Raw genomic sequence first — 18,440 nt, 5'->3', positions numbered from 1 at the left:
ACAAACTTCTTGAATCATGAAAAAGCAAATATTAATACTTCTGGATCACCATTGTCTTTTTAAAGAAGATGAATGGGATCCTGATGTTATCCGTCAGCTCATCGCTGTGCTTACGATTTTTCATTATGAAGAAATAATTTTTGCAGACCGGGATCAAAAAGTAAAGAATTTGTTTTTGCCGGAAGAATTGATGAAGAATGTATCATTTAAAAATGATTTTAATAAAAATGAAACAGATGAATATGATGTCGTGATCGCTCATTATCATTCAGAAGCCGACTTTTTTAACAGTCAGAAGGAAGGCAGATCTTTTGAAAATGTTTATTTCTTTAACAATAAAAGCAATCCTAATTTAAGTTTTCCAGGTATTGCAGAATATATCAAACAACAAAAATTACAGTTTGATATCAAATCAATTAATGAAAAACTTGAGATTTTTTTGACACTTAATATTCTTCCGGCTGAAAGTGAGCAATATGAAATAAATATAACAAAGTCTGAAAAGATCTGTATTGTATGCAATTTCAATCAGAATTTCTTCATCGGAGACAGTTGCTTTTGGTATTATGATCTTAACTATAAGCTGTTTGTTCTTAACGAAAAGCAGCCTTCTAAAAAGATTGATGTTTATGTTACCGGTGTCAGGAATTATCATCATATTAAAAGGATCTATTCGTCATCTTTTCCCGAAAATGTAAGACTGCTTAATTCTTCTGTTAATAGTATAGATTTTAAGAAATATGATCTGGTTATTGCAGAATTTCTGTTATATTATAATGTTAAAAACAAAATTGAAAATAACTCTCAACCAGTTTTAACCTACACATTTCCGGTAGATTATGAGAAAAATAAGAGGTTTCATTCTGTTGCTTTCGGAAAATATTTTATGCTTGATGATCTCAAAAGACAGCTTTTGTACAACAAAAAGCACTATAATAAAATTGAAATAAAAAAAGAAGAAATAAATGATGCAGATCTTTGGCTCGAATCCCAGGGAATAGAAAAAGAAGATAAAATATTTGCTTTAATTAATGAGGCATCCCAAGCTGAGAAAATAATAGATCAAAAAGTCTTTCTGCAAATCATACAATGGCTTGTAAAAGAGAAAAAATATAAAATACTATTGTTCAGCCAAAGTAACGACCTGAAGAATATTTTGAAAAAAGATTTAAAGCCTGATATTTTCAATAAAATTATTTTTCCGGGAAAACTGGGGATAAGAAAAGAAATGTCTTTAATGGCATCAGATTATGTAGACGGAATGTTGTCGCCTTGTACAGGTCTTGCACATTTATTCAACGGCATTAATTATTATCTGCACAACATCCTCGAAAAAGAAAGAAAAAAATGTATAGTCTATACAGGAAAACAAACCTATGTTGATGATTATCATCCCTTATCGTGGTGGAATTTTAAATACGTAAACTGTCTTTCTTACATTACCAAAAATGGAGAGGCATTTCTTGCCGAAAAAAAAGACATTCTTACAATCAGAAATTTTGATGAGGTATCACTTTTTCCTAATAAAATTCCTCATAAAATTTTGTGCGATAAAATAGAAGAAATACTAGAAAACTAAATGTTCAGATTTTATTTTCATATCATTAAAAAATATATCAGGCACTATATTTTGCTTATTGTATTGTTTGTTATTACCAATGCTTTGTCACTGGTAACTCCTTATGCTCTGAAAATTATCATAGACAAAACCATTCCTCAGGGAACCTATGAAGATCTTGTAAAAATCGTTCTGCTGCTTTTGGGATGTTATATTATAAGAATAGGTTTTTCATTTTACTCCGGGATCTTGTATGTAAATGTAAGCAGAAAGATCATTGCAGATATCCGAAGAGTTTTATATAAAAATTTGCTAAAAAAAGATACGTCATTTTTTAAAGAAAGTAAAACAGGCGAACTGATATATCTTTTAACCAATGATGTGGATAAAGTACAGAACTTTTTTTCTTCGACATTGCTTAATTATATCAACAACAGTATGGTTGTGATCGGAGTTCTGGGAGTTATGTTTTATTTTAACGTAAGTCTTACTTTGGTAAGTTTAGTGGTTTTACCTTTTTTGATCATCAATACATTTGCCTTGAAAGGGAAAATTAAAAAAACGTATCTGAAATTAGTAGACATCGAAGGAAATATCTATAATTATTTCTTAGAAAGAATAAGAAACATACGGGTTCTTAAAAGTAACAATGTTCTCTCCGAAGAAATACAAACTCTCAATAATTATCACAATACATGGCGCGAAAATGCAGTTGAAAATACATACTGGAATGGGATAAGCTCAAATATTACAACCTTCTTAATTGCCATTGGTCCGCTTATCATTCTTTTGTACGGAGGAAAGCTTGTATACTCCGATTTAATGACGATAGGTACCCTTATCGCTTTTATACAATACCTAAACAGGATTTACGCACCTATTATCGGGCTTGCAGCGGGAGCCAACGAATTTTTTCAGTCAAAAGTTTCAATGAAAAGAATCTACGATAACATTACCGAAGAAGAAAATACGGATGATTTAAAAGAAAAAGTGCTTGAAGTTTCAACGATTACATTAAAAAATATAACGGTTAAATATCATGAAAAATATATATTGAAAGACTTTTCATACACTTTTAACAGTGGGAAAACATATGGAATAAAAGGCAAAAGCGGAATTGGGAAAAGCACTATGGTCAATCTCATTATGAATTTTATCAATCCGGATTCGGGTCATATCAATATCAATAATATTTCTATTGATAAGGTTAAAAATCTCACCTCTCTTATTGGTCTGATTGAAAAGGAAAACCAGCTTTTTCATGATACGGTAATTAATAATATTAAATACGGAGCAGAAAAAGAAAACATCATGGAATTTCGTGAAATTATCAGGATTATCTGTCTTTCCGATGTTATTGATCGTCTGGAAGATCATGAAAATACGACCATCACTTTTAGCGGAAGTACTCTATCCGACGGAGAAAAGCAGAGAATAGCCATTGCGAGAGTATTTTACAAACAGCCCGAAATCATCATCTTCGATGAAGCTACAGCATCGCTGGATGTAGGTTTGGAAAGGATTATTCTTAAAAATATCAGAGAAAAATTACCCAATGCGATCATTCTGATCATTTCCCATAGAAATAATCTCCATGAATTTTGCGACGAAATAATCGATTTTGAAAAACTAGCCTATGAAAATAATACAAAGTTATTGGTCACATCCTGACTTATCCACAAGAAATCAGAGAGAATTTATTAAACTAAACCTTAATAAGTACATGACTTTTGCTCTAAGTGTTTTAAGAGCAAAAAAGTTTTACGAAAATGTAGAATTATATACTGACAAAGTTGGAAAAAACCTTCTTATAGATCTATTGGAACTTCCTTATACCAAAGTTCACGTCTGTCTTGATGATCTTACCGAAAGGTACGGAGAATACAATCATATCTGGGCACTAGGAAAAATTTATACTTATTCATTACAAGATGAGCCTTTTTTTCATGTTGATAATGATGCTTTTATTTGCAAACCACTTAAGGATTTCCATAATGCGCCTTTAGTTGCCCAGTCTTTTGAAATGGATAACGGACATCACAAATACAACCTGCGAAAATTAAAAAGACAGCTTGCATTTTTTCCTGAATTTTTAAATACAGATTCAGAAATGTTAAAAGACGGATCCCAGTATAATGCAGGAATTATAGGAGGAAACGATCTGGATTTTTTTAAGAATTTTTGCAGAGAATCATTTCAGTTTGTAGATAAAAATTTACATATCCTGAATGATCTTCAGGGTGAGAATATATGTTTCCCGTGTATTTTTGAGCAGTATTTATTTTCGTGTTTTGCACACCATCAAAAACGAGAAATAAAGACATTGTTGCCGATGCCTAAAACACCCTTGGATAATTTTAATAGTTTACTGGATTTTCATGACAGACAAAATACATTGTTTATACACCTTATCGGAGATCATAAAAAAGAGGCCCACAATATGTGTATTGTTGCAGAAACCCTTTGGCAGGAATTCCCGGAATATTACAACAGAATAATCAAAAAATACAATACTCATGAAGTTACTTTCTAACGAACTTACGACTGCATGGATAAATAATAATCTGTCTCATGTGGAAATACAAGAAGAGATCAGAAAAATAGAGAATCATATCCAAATAAATGATATTTACATGATAAGTAAAGAGCAATTGCTGGAATTTGAAGAAAATCACTTGTTGGAAACCAACAGAATTCTCAGTTTATCGAAAAATAATTTTCTGGATGTAAAACTTCAGTGTAATCCCTTTGTTTCCGTGTTTAACAGTCAATATACTTATACCTCTCACAGTAAAGAAAAAACAATTGCTTTAATTCCTAAGTATATAGCATTTGCAGAGCCTAGAATACTTCCGTTATACCTTATGTACGAAAGACGGTTTTTTACACAGTTCCTTTCTTTACCCAAAGTATTTTCAGGCGTTGAATTGGTTGAGAAAAGCTCTTTGAAAAACGGAAGAGATCAGCAGTCATACTGGGAAGATTTCTATGAATATATGCTAAAACGGTTTTTATCAGTTTTTTTGGTTACACCCGCTTAATTTTATAAAACCATGGAAATTAAATATCATTATCCTTTTATCCGACAGATTAAGGATTTTTACAGGTATCGAGCTCAGGGAAATATTTTTCTGGAAGTTGATATCAATTTTAGAAGAATAGATTTAAATAAAATTAATAGCGCAATAAGGAAACTGCATCAAAAATATACACTTCTGAATTGCAGATTTATACTGGAAAATGATATAATCTATTTGAAAGAATTGCCGCAAAATAATATCGATTATTTTAGAACATTACCGGAGGAATCTGAAACAGAAAATCCCAATGAATATTTTCATCCGATACGCATCGAAAATCAATCATTAAGCATTTACGATGCTCCTTTAATGTATTTTCATATTTTCAGGCATAAAGAAATGCTTATTTTCAAAATATTTGCACACCATATGATCTGTGATGCCAATGGTCTGCAGAAAATTAAAAATGATCTGATTGATTATTACGGAGGGGCAGAAGTTACAGAAGTTTTTGATTTTGGTCAGTATGCTGTGAAAAGAAATAGTAAATTATTTAAGACGTTGGAATCGGATCAAAAATATTGGATAAATATTCTTAAGGAATACGATGGTACAATAATTAAAGAGATTGATTACAAGTGTTTTAATGATTTAAATTATGATGATAAAATAAAAAGTTTAGTTAAAGATAAGTATTATACACCTGTGGATGACTATTCAAAAAAAGGGCAATCATATTTCCACGCTTTTACAATTCAAAACTTTGCTGAAATTCAGAATATCATTAAGAAAAAAGGAATCAGTTGGGTGAGTATATTCATGCATGTTTTTGCTAAAACGATTTATCCTTATCAGGGAAAATCTCTCATAGGTCTTTTAGTTTCAGGAAAAAATGATATTTTTTCGATTAACAGTATTGGAGAATATTCCGGAGAATGCTTTTATCCAGCAGCAGATTATCCTTTAAGTACTGATGAAATCATTAAAACAGCAAAGAATTTCATGACTTTATCAAAACATCTTGTGTATAATTACGCCTTGCTCAAATGGGATGAAGAAAAATTTTTCAGAAAAATATGTAAATCTTTCATCAATCTTTCTGTTATCGATTTTAATGTCTATGAAGAAGAGAAAATAAATACTTTTGAAAATATTGATCTGATTTTTCTTGAGCTTGAGCCGCTTTTCTTTTTGTCAAAGTCAGATGGATCAGTATATGTTAACTGGAGGTTTAATACTTCTGTAACTAGTACGGAGCAGATGAAACAAATTGCTGATGACTTTTCAAATACTTTCAATGAATGCTCAAAAACGATCTGTGAAGAAAATATAATGATCGATCAACAAGTATGATCTTAAAAAAGAAAAAAGTTGCACAGATCTGTGCAACTTTTTTACAAACTCTTAATCCCCGCTTCCAAAGCAAGCTCGATCATTGGTTTCAAAGCCTTTTCTCTCTGGTCAGCCGAAATATTTTCGTGCGTAGGAATGATATCGGAAACCGTAAGAATCGTTGCCGCATTTTTTCCTAAATGTTTAGCATTGGCAAACAATCCGAAAGCTTCCATTTCTACCGCCGGACAGTTGTATTTTGTAGCAATTGCTGGAATTGCAGGATCTTTTCTGTAAAAAATATCGCTGCTGTGGATATTCGTCGCTTTTGCCGTTAAAGACATTTCTTTTGCCGTTTCGTTGATGGTATTGAAGATATTTCCCTGATGAGAAATGCTTTCCTCTTCAATTCCCCATGCGAATTTTGCGTAGGTGCTTTCACTGGCTGCATTTTCCACATTCAGAAGATCATACACTTTCAGGTCTGTGGTATACGCACCGCAGGTTCCGATTCTGATGATCGTATCTACATCATACTCTGTAAAAAGCTCAAAAGAGTAAATTCCGATGCTTGGAAAGCCCATTCCGCTTGCTCCCACAGAGATTTCCTTCCCTTTATATAACCCTGTGTAATATAAAATTCCTCTGGTCTGGCTTACCAGTTTAGCATCTTCCAAAAAGTTTTCCGCAATGTATTTGGCACGCAGCGGATCTCCGGGTTGTAAAACAACTTTAGCAATTTCTCCTTTTTTTGCACTGATGTGGATACTCATAATTTTTTATTTGAAAGGGCAAAGATATAAAATTGTGATTTCTTAATCCTTGAACAATGATTTTTTAATTAAAGATTTATAATCAACTTACCTTCAAAATTTTCAATTCGAAAAGAATATTTTTTATTTTTGTTAAATGATGGAAAAAAAATCAACTTTTTTAGACACTTTATTTCTGCTCCGAAAAGAAGAATGCATCACCATTTTTTCAGATATTCATGAAATTTCCAAAAAAGAAGAGCAGGATGCCGCAGATTATTTTCAGGCTGAGTTTGAAAAAGAAAGGCTTGAATTTTTATCCGATACACTTGTCTGCGATACAGAAACAGCAGTCTGGGCTGCAAAAGTTGTCTATCACAGTGCGCAGCTTCATTTAATAAGAGAAAATACGGCTAAAGATTTAAACAAATTAATTCCGTCTTTCAAAGGGAAAAGAGATGTTTCAGGCATTCTGTCCGCAGATTTATCACTCCGGTTTTTACCACAGATTGTTTCTGCTTTACAGGTTTCAGATCCGGAAGATCCTTTGGTGAAAATGCTGGAAAATGTTCTGAAACAATTTCACTATTCAGCAGTAGGATTTGATCTCGATCTCGAAGACATCAACTGGGAAGAAGAATTAAAAGACAAAACCTACCGAAAATTATATCTGGAAAGAATTGTAGAAAAAAAATCCTATCAGCTTGCTGAAATTCCTTACCTCAATAATCTGTTGACTGCCGAATTTGGCTTGCACAAAGATGTATTTTGGAAAGAGCTAAAAACAATAGATCATTAAAATTTTAAGGATTCTGCTTTTAAAAATAAACTATAAACCAGAAGTTCTTTAGAAAAAACTAAAAAACAATAACCTAAGAGAATGAGAGAAAAGACTGTATTTGATTTTGTGGCAGATCCTACAAAGGAAAATTTTTTAAAACACAGAGAATTGATTATCACTAATCCTGATTACGATCCTGATTCTGATGATTTGGAAATCATGAAAAAACTATATGAAAATAAGGAATATGATAAATTGAATTATTACGTTACCATTAATGTTTTATTAAGTCCAAGAGCACATTTTTTAAAATTTATTTCTTTAAATGAGATAGGAAATACAAAAGCTGCAGAAAGTATAGTATTTATCTGTCATAATATTCTGAATTGTATAGAAAAAACAGGAGACGGAACTATAGAAAATCCTTATATTGTTATCAGGGTTTCTGATGAAGATGATCTTCTGGAACTTCGTTTAAGCAAAAAATATCTTCAGAAAAGATTAATTCAGCATGAAGATAAATATTTAGATGTGTTAACTCTTGAAGACGGTTCTGAATTGTATTTTGATATTACCGATGCTTACAAGAGGTCTAAATTTCTTTTGAATAAAGAAAAATCGGAAGGAAAAAAAGCAGAAAAGCCAAAAAAGAAAAGCTGGTGGAATTTTTTAAGTAAAAACTAAATATGGAAATAAATACAGCTTTCACTCTCGGTATCATTTTTTCGACTTACGGTTTTCTGTTCTGCATTTTTGCTTATTATTTGAGCAGCAGATTTTTAAAGCTGAAAATAGAAGAAGTAAACGTTTTTTCAGCATTCGGTAAATTTCTCTATTCCTACAGCTTAAAAAGCGGAGTAAAAATAAACTTTGGTTATATTCCTCTTAATTATGGTCTTAAATTCCATCTGGAAGATTTTGCAATAGACTCTTCTGAAGAAAAAAGATATTTCAGAAATCTGGCTAAAAATATTTTTTTATTGCAGATGATTACAATGGTCTTAATTATCGCTGTTACAAGCATTGTAAGTCTTGCATTGGGATACAATCCTGTTACTGTTTTCAGAAATTTGGTAGAAAGTTTTTATGATCTTATATCAGGAAAGCAGAGTTTCTCAGAATTTAAAGCAATGGTTAACAGCCAATATGTAATGTATGGAAAGTTTTTTTATCTGTTTTTTGCGGTAATGACGTATTTTGTTTTTGTATCATTTCTTTTGGCATTAGCACCATTTTCGGTCTTTACCAATATACTTGTCATGTTTTTGCTTTTAGGATCTTATTTTGTATTGGGTCTCAAATATTTTGAATTGCCGATTAGCTTTTATATAGATTTACTGATATCACTTACCGTAAGCGGGTTTTTATATTTTTTATCATTAAGATTTTTCATTAAATAAAAATAATCATAAAACTTTGTATATTTTGTTAAGTGGAAACGCTTTTGTGATTTAAAAACATTTAGTTATAAAAAAACTTTGAGAAATTTGCGTTAAAAACAAATGATAAAAGCAGCTTTTCAAAAAAGACAAAAAAAAACTGATTATGCGTAATTTGCCATAATTAAACAACCTTTGAGTTCTTTGCTAGTGAATAGTTTATGCTGAGCTTGTCGAAGTACCTTTGTGAGCTTAAAAACAGTTAGTTGATAAAAAAACTTTGTGGACTTTGTGTTAAAAACAATGTTTTTTCAGAAAAAGACAAAAAAACAATAACCAATAAATGGGAACCTACGAAAAAGTATTTGAATTTTTAAGCGATCCTACCAGAGAAACTTTTCTGAAGTGTAGAGAACTCGTTATTAACGATCCGGAATATGATCCTTATTCCGAAGATACAGGAAATGTTCAGAAATTATTAAATGAAGGAAAATTTCAGGAGGTCGTAAAATATGTAAACGTGAATATTTTGCTCAGTCCGAGTGTTCATATCTTTAAATATTTTGCCTATAAACAATTGGGCGACGAAAAAGCAATGAACATTGAAATGACGATTGCACAGATCATTTTTGAATGTATCGAAAAAACCGGTGACGGCACAGAAGATTCACCTTACATTATCACAAGAATTTCTGATGAAAGAGATCTGATAAGGTATCACTTCAATAAAGAAGATACAATGCAGAAGCTCGTTAAAGGAGAAGATAAAATAATGGATGTTCTCACGCTGAACGACGGTTCCGAAGTTTACTTCGATATTTCTGTTCCTTACCGCAGAATTGCTTTTTCATTCAACAAAAGAAATGCAGAGGCAGAAAAAGAAGAAGAAAAAACTGAAAGGCCGAAAAAGAAAAGCTGGTGGAATTTTTTAAGTAAAAACTAATTATGGAAATAAATTCGGCAATTGTAATAGGAATAATTATTGCTTCCTATATGTTTTTATTCTGTGTTATTCCTTACTATATCAATAAATTTTTATTGAAGGAAGACATAAAAGGGATCTCTATGCTGATCCATTTTGGTAAACCTTTATACAGTTACACTTTAAAGAATGGAATCAAAATTAATTTCGGATACCTTCCCGGAAGTTCAATAGAATTTAAAGATGAAGAGGGTCTGGATGATAAAGAACAGATAAAATATGCTCAGAGAAGATCAAACATCATCAATGTGATCTATCATGGCATACTTGTTTTTGTACTTTTTTCGGTGGCTTTAATTTTTGGGCATAATCCTGTTAAAATTTGCAGAGAGATTTTAGTAATTGCTTACGAGTTGATTACGAAAAAGATAGATTATAATCAACTGATTCCCATCATTTCAAAAAATTTTCAGATGTATGGAAGAGTATTCTTTCTATGTTTTGTTGTTTTATTGCTGATGATTATTTCTTTCCTGCTAAATTTAACATCATCACTTTGGAAATATTTGGGATTTATAACTATGGGTATTCTGATTGTGCTTTATTTTGTATACGATCTGACTTTTTTTATGTTTTCGCTATCATTTTATATTGATATTTTACTTGCAATGACCATAAGCCAGTTTATCTACTTTTTCCTGTTAAGATTTTTTATTAAATAAAACTAAATCTTTTACTTTGAAGAAAAATAACAATAAATTTAAACCTTTGCTCGCTTTTTTAAGTTAATAGTTTATGCTGAGCTTGTCGAAGTACCTTTGCGAACTTAAAAACAGTGAGTAATTAAAAAAAACTTTGTGGTCTTTGCGTTCAAAACCTAAAATCACGCAAAAATTAAACAATTAAGAATAGGTAAGAAGTTAAGACGAATTAAGAATTTGCAAGCAAATTAAAGGCAAGCTTAATAAATCTTAATGGTTAAAATATATAGAAAGTAAATAAAAACTTTGTTTCCTTGCTAAGTGAATAGTTTATACTGAGCTTGTCGAAGTACCTTTGCGAAATTAAAAGCAGTTATTAGTTAAAATAAACTTTGTGGACTTTGCGTTAAAAAAATAGTTCAAAAGAACAATAATTTTCGTCAAGAAAGAAAAATAACATAAAAACAAATGACTCAAAATATAGAAAAATTAAACACCGTTCTTAACCACGTTAAAGAAACCTTTGTTGGAAAAAATGATGTCGTCGATTTATTGGGAATCTGTCTTCTGGCAAGAGAAAACGCTTTTTTGTACGGACCTCCCGGAACCGCAAAATCTGCCATTGTAAGAACATTGGCAAAAACAGTGAAAGATGGAAAAAACTTCGAATATTTATTAACCCGTTTCACAGAACCGAACGAAATTTTCGGTCCTTTTGATATTCGAAAATTAAAAGAAGGAGAATTATTAACCAACACCGAAGGAATGATGCCCGAAGCATCCATGGTTTTTCTGGATGAGATTTTCAATGCCAATTCAGCCATTCTGAATTCCCTGTTGATGGCTTTAAATGAAAAGATTTTTAAGAGAGGAAAAGAAACCAAACACCTTCCTGCACTCATGTTCGTGGGAGCGAGTAACGTTCTTCCCGAAGACGAAGCATTGAACGCCTTGTTCGACCGTTTTCTCATCAGAATTAATGTAGATTATGTACATCCCGATCTTCTTCACCAGGTACTTTTAGCCGGAAGAAAACTGGAAAATAATATCGAAACAGAAACTCCCGAAATTCTTTCCCACGAAATAAAAGAACTTCAGAATCTTTGTAAAACAGTCGATTTAAGACCCATTTACGAAGTCTATTTAAACACGATCATCAGTCTCCGAAATACAGGAATTGCCATTTCCGACCGTCGAGCCGTAAAATTACAGAACCTTATCGCGGCAAGTGCTTTAATTTGTGGCAGAAACGAAGCGATTTTATCAGATTTATGGGTGCTGAAACATATTTGGGATACCGAAGAACAGATTGAAATTCTTGAAGGTATAATCAACAGAACGATTGAAAAAGATGACCATCCGAAATCTCATCCGCAGGCGTTGCAAAACAAAACTCCGAATCCGGAAGAAGTGATGAAAGACGTAAAAATCTTAGTCGAAAAATGGAATCAGGGATCTTTGAGTTTTGAAGAGCAGAATGTCATTAAAGATAAACTAAGATATCTTCAGACGCGATGCGAGTGGATCAGAAACCCTGAGCAGAAACAGTACATTCAACAGGAAATTGAAAATCTATGGCAAAAGATTCTTCAAACGGTCTAAAAGAATTCTGGGCAGAAATTCCGCGTGCAGAGGAAGATGTTCTGGGCTCCATCCGCGACTGGAAAAATGTTCAGATCGCTTTGGAGGAAGATGTGGTCTGGCTGAAAGGTTTTACCGATGAACAGGCGGTTTCCTCTGAAATTCAACAGTTGCCGAATTTCCTGCTGTACGAATTAAGAGACGGACTTTTATTCCGGAAAGACGCTTTGGTTCCCAGCAAAAAAATGAGAACGGCTTTGCTTTGGACTCCCATTGATAAAGCTTTGCGCTTAACTTTTCCTTCATTCAATAATAATTTTTTCGGAATTGACGGAAAAATTGAAATTAAACTGAAACCAAGCGAAGAAGAGCATTCCGCAACAGCTTTGTTATGCTCAATTAAAGAAATCAGGGAAGCGATAATTGCACTGCCGAAATTTAAACTGGAAAAAATCGACTGGATGGTGATTAATGACAATGCCTTATTTATAGGAACCCCTTTATTAAGTTTTCCGGGAAAAACATTTTGGTCAAAAGACGGACATCTTTTACCGACAGGTTACGATTTTGAATTTAAAAACATAAGCTCTTTATTACAGAGAAAATATAACGCAGGTCGCGATCAGTGGCTTTTATGGAACGAAAACGGAAATGTTCTGTACCTAAATAAAGAAGATTTCCGCAAATTATCCGTAAGCTCGTTCCGACTGACTGAAAAATCACAGGAATGGATATAATTGCTTATTTCCAATCATATATCAATTATTTCTGGGAGTGGACAACGGATAAAGATGTTCCGGACGACACCCGATATAATGAAAACAACCTTATTTCGATCCCGAATGTAGGCGCAATTGCGTACAGACCTTACGTAATGGAAATTCTTAAGGAACTGAAAGAACAGGGTCTTCCGCCTTTCGGTTCTTTATTGCTTGTTTTGTATGCGCTTCATGATGGCTACTTAAACTTAGACGGCGTTTTTTATTATCTGAACAGGCAGAAAGATAATCTCGCAGAAAATGAATCCGATGTAGATCTTGCCATTAAATTTTTGGAAAATCTGAGCAGTATCGGAAGTTCTTTGAAGCGGGGACAGAATAAAATCATTCTTTTACAGACCATTTTCAGAGACAGTCACAATCGGGTTTCCTCTGTAAATTCAGGATTAATCTTAAAAATATTTGAAACTAAACCCCACATCATCGGAGAAGCGGCTGTTAAAAGAACTCTTACTTCCATTGCCGTTAACAGAGATATTAAAACTTTAGCATTGCTCCAGCGGAAATTCCCGACTACACAATCTATTGTTAGCGCAATGAGAGGCTCTGTCGAAATTCCGGAACTGGAAGATGAAGTTGTGGAAGAAGAAACCACAGTAGAAACTGATAAAGATTTTATTCAGGAACTCATTGAAGAACCGAAAACATTTCAGGTCGGAAGTTTGATTAAAAGAATCTGGAGCGGTCTGAAAATCCCGATGCGTCATCTTTCGCCCGGAGAACAACCGATTGGAGGAATCTCGGATATGACGAATAAAGGCGAACTTCACAGAATGCTTTTGTCCGAATTTGCCAATGAAGATGATATTTTTATGAACCGTGTTGCAAACAATGAAGCGTTGTTTATCCAAAGAGAAATTCCGCCCGAAGAAAATATTTTTGAAAGAATTATTTTAATCGATACTTCCCTGAAAAACTGGGGAACCCCGAAAGTTTTGGCATTTGCATCGGCAATTGCAGTCATCAAACATCCGAAAGCACATTCAGAATGCAAAGTTTTTGCATTGGGACAGAATATCATTCCGATGTCTCTGGATAAAGTGGATGAAGTGGTGGAAAATCTCAATCATGTAAGTCCGGTTCTGGAAGTTTCAGGCGCACTTGAAAAGTTTTTTAATGAAGAACATAAAGAAAAAGATCTGGAAGTTTTTTTCATCACAAATCAGGAAAATTTAAGCCATCAAAATCTTCAGAAAATCATTCACGAAAACAGAGACCGCCTGAAATTTTTGGTGACAACTTCTGCAAACGGTGAACTGAACTTTTACAAATATCATAAAGGAACAAGAAAGCACATCCAGAAAATTATGCTTCCGCTACAGGAACTGTGGGCAAATCCGCCGGAACGAAGACATAGAAGGGAAAATAAATTTTCAGGGAACGGCAAAAAAGCAAATGTTCCGTTCAATTATCCGATTTTGTTTCCTGCGCCGATCAATAAAATCGCAACCTTTCTGTATGAAGGTGAATTTTTTATTTTAAGCAATAAAAAACAGTTGCTGAGAACTTATCTTTCAGACAATTATTACAACCGGAATCATTATGACAGATATAAAACCCATCATGGCTGCGAAGTTTTAATTGATGATATTTCTGTAAAGCCAAAAGGTCAGTTTGCGTTAGCAAAAAATAAGCAGGGAGACTTTATTTTATGCCAGTATCAACCCGATAAAAAGCTGATTTCCAAATTGAATTTAAATACTAAAGAATATTCCGAGCTTAATGTTACAGGGAAAAATATTCCCAATACCCATCAGTTAATATATTTTGCCCGACATTTTTATTTATATGATGAGAATAGTGATATGATTCCTCTTATTACAATGGAGGGGAATATTTCATTAGAGTATGTTTTGAACAGTAAATTAATTTATAGGAATCAGGGAAAAGTTCAGTCAGAAATTCAAAAGTTATATGATAGCGGATTAAAAGTCCTGAATAATTTCCACAATATCGGAATCAATACAGAAAAAAGACTCGTCATTTCAAATAACGAATTAAACAAATTATATAACGAAGATTCCATCACATTTTATAAAAATCATTATCCACTGGAAATCTGTGCGGAGCAGAATAAAAACAAATTTACCTTTTCAGACGGAAGCGAAATTATCACGGACAATCGCGGAATACTGACTTTTAAAAGCAGCAACAAAAATATCCCCGAATTTTATATTCCTTCCACAGAATATGGAAATCTGGCGTTGGCAACCAACACGGAATTCGGAGGCTCAGAATATTATCTGCCACAGAATACACTGTTGAAAGTAAGAACAATGGAAGAAATGTATGTTGAATATATGGAACGGTTTATAGATCAAATTTGGGAATATGGAACTTAGAATTAAACCTTTTCCGAAAAACAGCTACCCAAAAAAAGGACTTTTAATCAAAGGTTCTTCACCGCTCGTATGGCTTTATGAGATGGAAATATTAGGAATAGATTTACATGAAGTTCAGTCGTTCCCGATTCCTTCCACAGAACCGAATGTTTTGTACGGATGTTTTTTGGTGTTTAAAAATCTGGCTCCGAACGAAATTGGCAGAAATTCTTACTTTCAATGCGTCGACAATAGATTTTTTATTCCGGAAAACACGGTCTTTTATCCAAAAGTGAATCCTGAAGAGTGGCAGAATATCGATGCGGAATATCTCATCATGCATCCCGAATTTGGTCTGGTTAAATTAAATGAAGAAATCGACTGGATTTCCATCATTCAAAATCCGGAAATCTCGGAAGATAAAGGAAGAAAATCCTCGAAAGGAGTACAGATTCCTCAGAAAATCGAAAGCTTTACCGTTGAAATGGACGATGAAAAAGTTTTGGAATCTCTCGAAAAACCGCAAACCGAAGAAGAGTGGATGAAAAATCTTCCGTTTGACATGAAAAAGGTAATGGCGGGAAATAAAAAGGAAATAGAAAAATATTTAAAATATATCGAAAAATATCCGGACAGAGCAGTAGAACTTGGCGTTCCGTTGGATATTATGGGAACTTCGAGAGGAGATGGTTTCGGAATTTTCAAATTTAAAAATTCATGGCTCGAAAAACTGTTTGGTAAAAAAGAGGAAGACAATTTGGATGGAAAATCTTCCGGTAGAAATTACCGTTGGGTATTCTGGGCGGTTCTTTTAATGATGGGATTAGCACGGGTTTTTATGAACCTTAATAAAGATGGAGATAAAGAATCTCAATCCATTTCTTCAGGTAAAGTACAGACTCCGGATAAAACAATGATGGCTCCCGTAGTGGCATACAAATCAGGAGTTACCAATATTGATATGAAGATCGACTCTATGTACGGAAAAAAGCGGAGAGAACTGATGAAAGAACATATGAGTGCCTCTCTAAGCATGAGCAAACCGGGTGAAAAAAGTTATCAGGAATATCTCAAAAACGGTGGAAGACCGCTTGATAAAATTCAGGATGATATTTTTAAGCTGAATGACAAAACAGATGCGGCAACAGATTCATTAAAAAGAGTGTACCGAAAGAAAATTGTAAAATATCTGGCTCAGAATGAAGGAAAAATAAGAGAGAAAATTAAAGATTCCATTCAAAAATCAGGTTCAGGGAAACCTGCCGATGAAGGAGTTGTAAAAACCATTATGAAAAAGAAAGCCATTTTGGTGGAAGATTCATTGGGAAGGCTGTACGGAACGAAAGAACTTCCACAGACTCCGCCTGCTATTTCGACATTGAACGCTGAAAAAAGTAATCCGGAAGAAAAAAGCACCTCTTTTACAGAAATTTTCTGGCTGATTGTTGCGATGACAGGAGCGGTAGGACTGTATTCTTTCTTCGTTAAAAGAAAATCGCTGAATGTAGGCGGAGACAATATTCCTGCGGTAACTAAGATTTTCCTAATGATTATTCTGATGGCGATGTTGGCGTATATTTTCTATCCACTGATCGAAATGTTCGGGTACAACTGGTTTGTATGGATTCTTATTATCGGCATTGTATTGCTTCTTTACCGTCTTTTCAGCGAAGATGAAACCATTTTAAAATCTGATAAGGATGAATAGACAGAAATTTACAGACAAATTTATGGCGGCATTTTTCATTCTCGCCATCATCAAAATAATCGGAATTCTGGCGCAGCTTTTCCATCAGAGTTTTTGGAGTGTGGTAGGAACTTTGGTGATTTTTGCCATTGTCGCGTTCATCATTTTTGTGGTACTCATGCAGTTGGAAAAAAAGGAAAAAGAAAACAACTCTTCGGGAAAAGCCAGAAACGGAGGGGGAAATTTTTATCTGGAAGCATCACTTTTCGATAAGATCAGGAATAAATACGAAGAACTGGCTCAGAAATACATCAGCGAAAAAGATTATAAAAGAGCGGCAAAAGTATACATGAACTTGATGAAAGATTACTATCGAGGAGCAAAAACGCTGGAAGAAGGAGGTTTATACAATGAAGCGGCAGTAATTTATCTTAAAAAACTGAAGAATAAATCGGAAGCCGCAAACTGCTACGAAAAAGCAAAGCAGTATAAAAAAGCAATCGATTTGTACAAAGAACTCGAACAGAAAGAAAAAGTAGGCGATCTGTACAGGAAAATAAATGATGCCAAAAATGCCAACATTTATTATCAGATGGTTGTGGACGATTATGTAAACAACAGTCAGATGGTAAAAGGTTCTTTAATTTACCGTAAAAAAATGGAATTGCCCGATGAAGCACAGAAAATTCTGCTGAAAGGCTGGGAAGAAGACCGTGATGCGTTCAATTGTCTCAATAATTATTTTGCCAATATTTTTGATGTGAAAAAACTCGATCAGCAGATTCAGGAACTTTATCAGAAAACACCTTCGGAGAAGAAGATTACTTATCTTGAAGCCATGAAGCATGAATTTAAAAAAGATCCGAAACTTCAATCGACCACAAGAAATATTGCCTATGAAATCATCGCCGAAAAAGTAGCAACCCGCTCAGAAATCGTCAATGAACTGAAGTATTTCAATCCGGATGATGAAGTGATTTTGAAAGATATTTCCAGATATAAGACGGGAAGGAACAGGATATTCAGGAATTGATGATTCGTCATTGCGAGGAGCAAGGCGACGAAGCAATCTCAAAGTAAAATGATATCATATAGATTGCTTCACTTTCAGTTCGCAATGACAAAATAAAAAACTTTTAAGAAAAAGATTTATCTTTGCAACCATAAAATAATGACAATACAAAGAGCACATATCAGTTTAAATCTATGCGATCGCCCTGTACTAAAGGGATCGTTTGGGTATGAATGGATGATATCTTATGAGGCGAAATGTGCTTGCTTTGAAAATTATTTACTGTAAAACCGTAAAAATTTTATCAAAATACTGCAAAAACGCCTCGATTACCGAGGCGTTTTTTGTGTTTTTAGAGCAGAAATTATTTAGAATGAAAAAAAATAACCATAAAAATGAAAATTATTTAATAACAAATGAACAATTAATAAGAAAATAGAGCGTGATCAGTAACCCGATGAGAGACAGTCATTTAGGTATTTAAGACATCTGCAAAGTATTGCGGACGGAAATTCTCTATTCTAAAATTATCGAATAATTGATTGATTTTCAAATATTTAAATGAAAAATAAATTTGCGAGTTAAAAAAAATCATATTTACTTTGCAACCGAAAA

16 protein-coding genes are annotated in these 18,440 nt (G+C 33.3%); 15 read left to right on the top strand and 1 reads right to left on the bottom strand.

Annotated features, from left to right (window positions below; translation table 11 throughout):
- The first annotated feature begins 16 nt into the window (after positions 1 to 16).
- From DD829_RS19675 to DD829_RS19655, 5 genes are read left to right on the top strand one after another with little or no spacing between them, the layout of a single operon-like run.
- The gene (locus DD829_RS19675) at positions 17 to 1,579 is read left to right on the top strand and encodes a hypothetical protein (RefSeq protein WP_116548085.1); all 1,563 of its coding nucleotides are present in this window, start codon (positions 17 to 19) and stop codon (positions 1,577 to 1,579) included.
- Positions 1,580 to 3,229: an ABC transporter ATP-binding protein gene (locus tag DD829_RS19670; RefSeq protein WP_108409788.1), complete on the top strand. Its 1,650-nt coding sequence runs from the start codon at positions 1,580 to 1,582 to the stop codon at positions 3,227 to 3,229.
- The gene (locus DD829_RS19665; protein ID WP_108409787.1) at positions 3,195 to 4,091 is read left to right on the top strand and encodes a DUF6734 family protein; all 897 of its coding nucleotides are present in this window, start codon (positions 3,195 to 3,197) and stop codon (positions 4,089 to 4,091) included. Before DD829_RS19670 ends, DD829_RS19665 begins: the two co-directional genes overlap by 35 nt.
- A complete protein-coding gene (locus DD829_RS19660; protein ID WP_108409786.1) occupies positions 4,075 to 4,599 on the top strand; it encodes a hypothetical protein in 525 nt (174 codons plus the stop codon). Before DD829_RS19665 ends, DD829_RS19660 begins: the two co-directional genes overlap by 17 nt.
- A gap of 12 nt (positions 4,600 to 4,611) precedes the next feature.
- Positions 4,612 to 5,931, top strand: a complete 1,320-nt coding sequence (locus tag DD829_RS19655; protein ID WP_108409785.1) for a condensation domain-containing protein — start codon at positions 4,612 to 4,614, stop codon at positions 5,929 to 5,931.
- A gap of 41 nt (positions 5,932 to 5,972) precedes the next feature.
- On the opposite strand, the gene deoD is transcribed toward DD829_RS19655, so the two are convergent.
- Entirely contained in the window at positions 5,973 to 6,683 is a 711-nt protein-coding gene (gene deoD / locus DD829_RS19650; protein WP_087708910.1) for a purine-nucleoside phosphorylase, read from the bottom strand.
- A gap of 139 nt (positions 6,684 to 6,822) precedes the next feature.
- Here deoD and DD829_RS19645 point away from each other — a divergent pair, with 139 nt between their 5' ends.
- The 10 genes from DD829_RS19645 (at position 6,823) to DD829_RS19600 (ending at position 17,846) form a co-directional block, all read left to right on the top strand.
- The gene (locus DD829_RS19645) at positions 6,823 to 7,461 is read left to right on the top strand and encodes a hypothetical protein (RefSeq protein ID WP_108411325.1); all 639 of its coding nucleotides are present in this window, start codon (positions 6,823 to 6,825) and stop codon (positions 7,459 to 7,461) included.
- Positions 7,462 to 7,542: 81 nt separating this feature from the next.
- On the top strand, positions 7,543 to 8,127 hold the full coding sequence (locus DD829_RS19640; protein WP_116548084.1) for a DUF4919 domain-containing protein: 585 nt from the start codon (positions 7,543 to 7,545) through the stop codon (positions 8,125 to 8,127).
- Positions 8,128 to 8,129: 2 nt separating this feature from the next.
- Complete coding sequence (locus tag DD829_RS19635; protein WP_108411480.1) at positions 8,130 to 8,843, top strand: hypothetical protein; 714 nt, start codon at positions 8,130 to 8,132, stop codon at positions 8,841 to 8,843.
- Positions 8,844 to 9,165: 322 nt separating this feature from the next.
- A complete protein-coding gene (locus DD829_RS19630) occupies positions 9,166 to 9,765 on the top strand; it encodes a DUF4919 domain-containing protein (protein ID WP_116548083.1) in 600 nt (199 codons plus the stop codon).
- Positions 9,766 to 9,767: 2 nt separating this feature from the next.
- The gene (locus DD829_RS19625) at positions 9,768 to 10,466 is read left to right on the top strand and encodes a hypothetical protein (protein WP_116548082.1); all 699 of its coding nucleotides are present in this window, start codon (positions 9,768 to 9,770) and stop codon (positions 10,464 to 10,466) included.
- Between the two features lie 447 nt (positions 10,467 to 10,913).
- Positions 10,914 to 12,047: an AAA family ATPase gene (locus DD829_RS19620; protein ID WP_108410677.1), complete on the top strand. Its 1,134-nt coding sequence runs from the start codon at positions 10,914 to 10,916 to the stop codon at positions 12,045 to 12,047.
- Positions 12,020 to 12,763, top strand: a complete 744-nt coding sequence (locus DD829_RS19615; protein ID WP_108410676.1) for a hypothetical protein — start codon at positions 12,020 to 12,022, stop codon at positions 12,761 to 12,763. Before DD829_RS19620 ends, DD829_RS19615 begins: the two co-directional genes overlap by 28 nt.
- A complete protein-coding gene (locus tag DD829_RS19610; RefSeq protein WP_116548081.1) occupies positions 12,754 to 15,147 on the top strand; it encodes a hypothetical protein in 2,394 nt (797 codons plus the stop codon). Before DD829_RS19615 ends, DD829_RS19610 begins: the two co-directional genes overlap by 10 nt.
- Complete coding sequence (locus DD829_RS19605; protein WP_116548080.1) at positions 15,137 to 16,834, top strand: APC family permease; 1,698 nt, start codon at positions 15,137 to 15,139, stop codon at positions 16,832 to 16,834. The genes DD829_RS19610 and DD829_RS19605 overlap by 11 nt, the downstream gene beginning before the upstream one ends.
- On the top strand, positions 16,827 to 17,846 hold the full coding sequence (locus tag DD829_RS19600; protein ID WP_108411230.1) for a tetratricopeptide repeat protein: 1,020 nt from the start codon (positions 16,827 to 16,829) through the stop codon (positions 17,844 to 17,846). Before DD829_RS19605 ends, DD829_RS19600 begins: the two co-directional genes overlap by 8 nt.
- Positions 17,847 to 18,440 lie beyond the last annotated feature (594 nt).

Origin of the sequence: Chryseobacterium sp. HMWF035 (genome assembly GCF_003094695.1) — a bacterium.
Taxonomy (GTDB): domain Bacteria; phylum Bacteroidota; class Bacteroidia; order Flavobacteriales; family Weeksellaceae; genus Chryseobacterium; species Chryseobacterium gambrini.
Note: the sequence above shows the minus strand (reverse complement) of the source record. Positions and strands in the feature narration are given on the sequence as shown.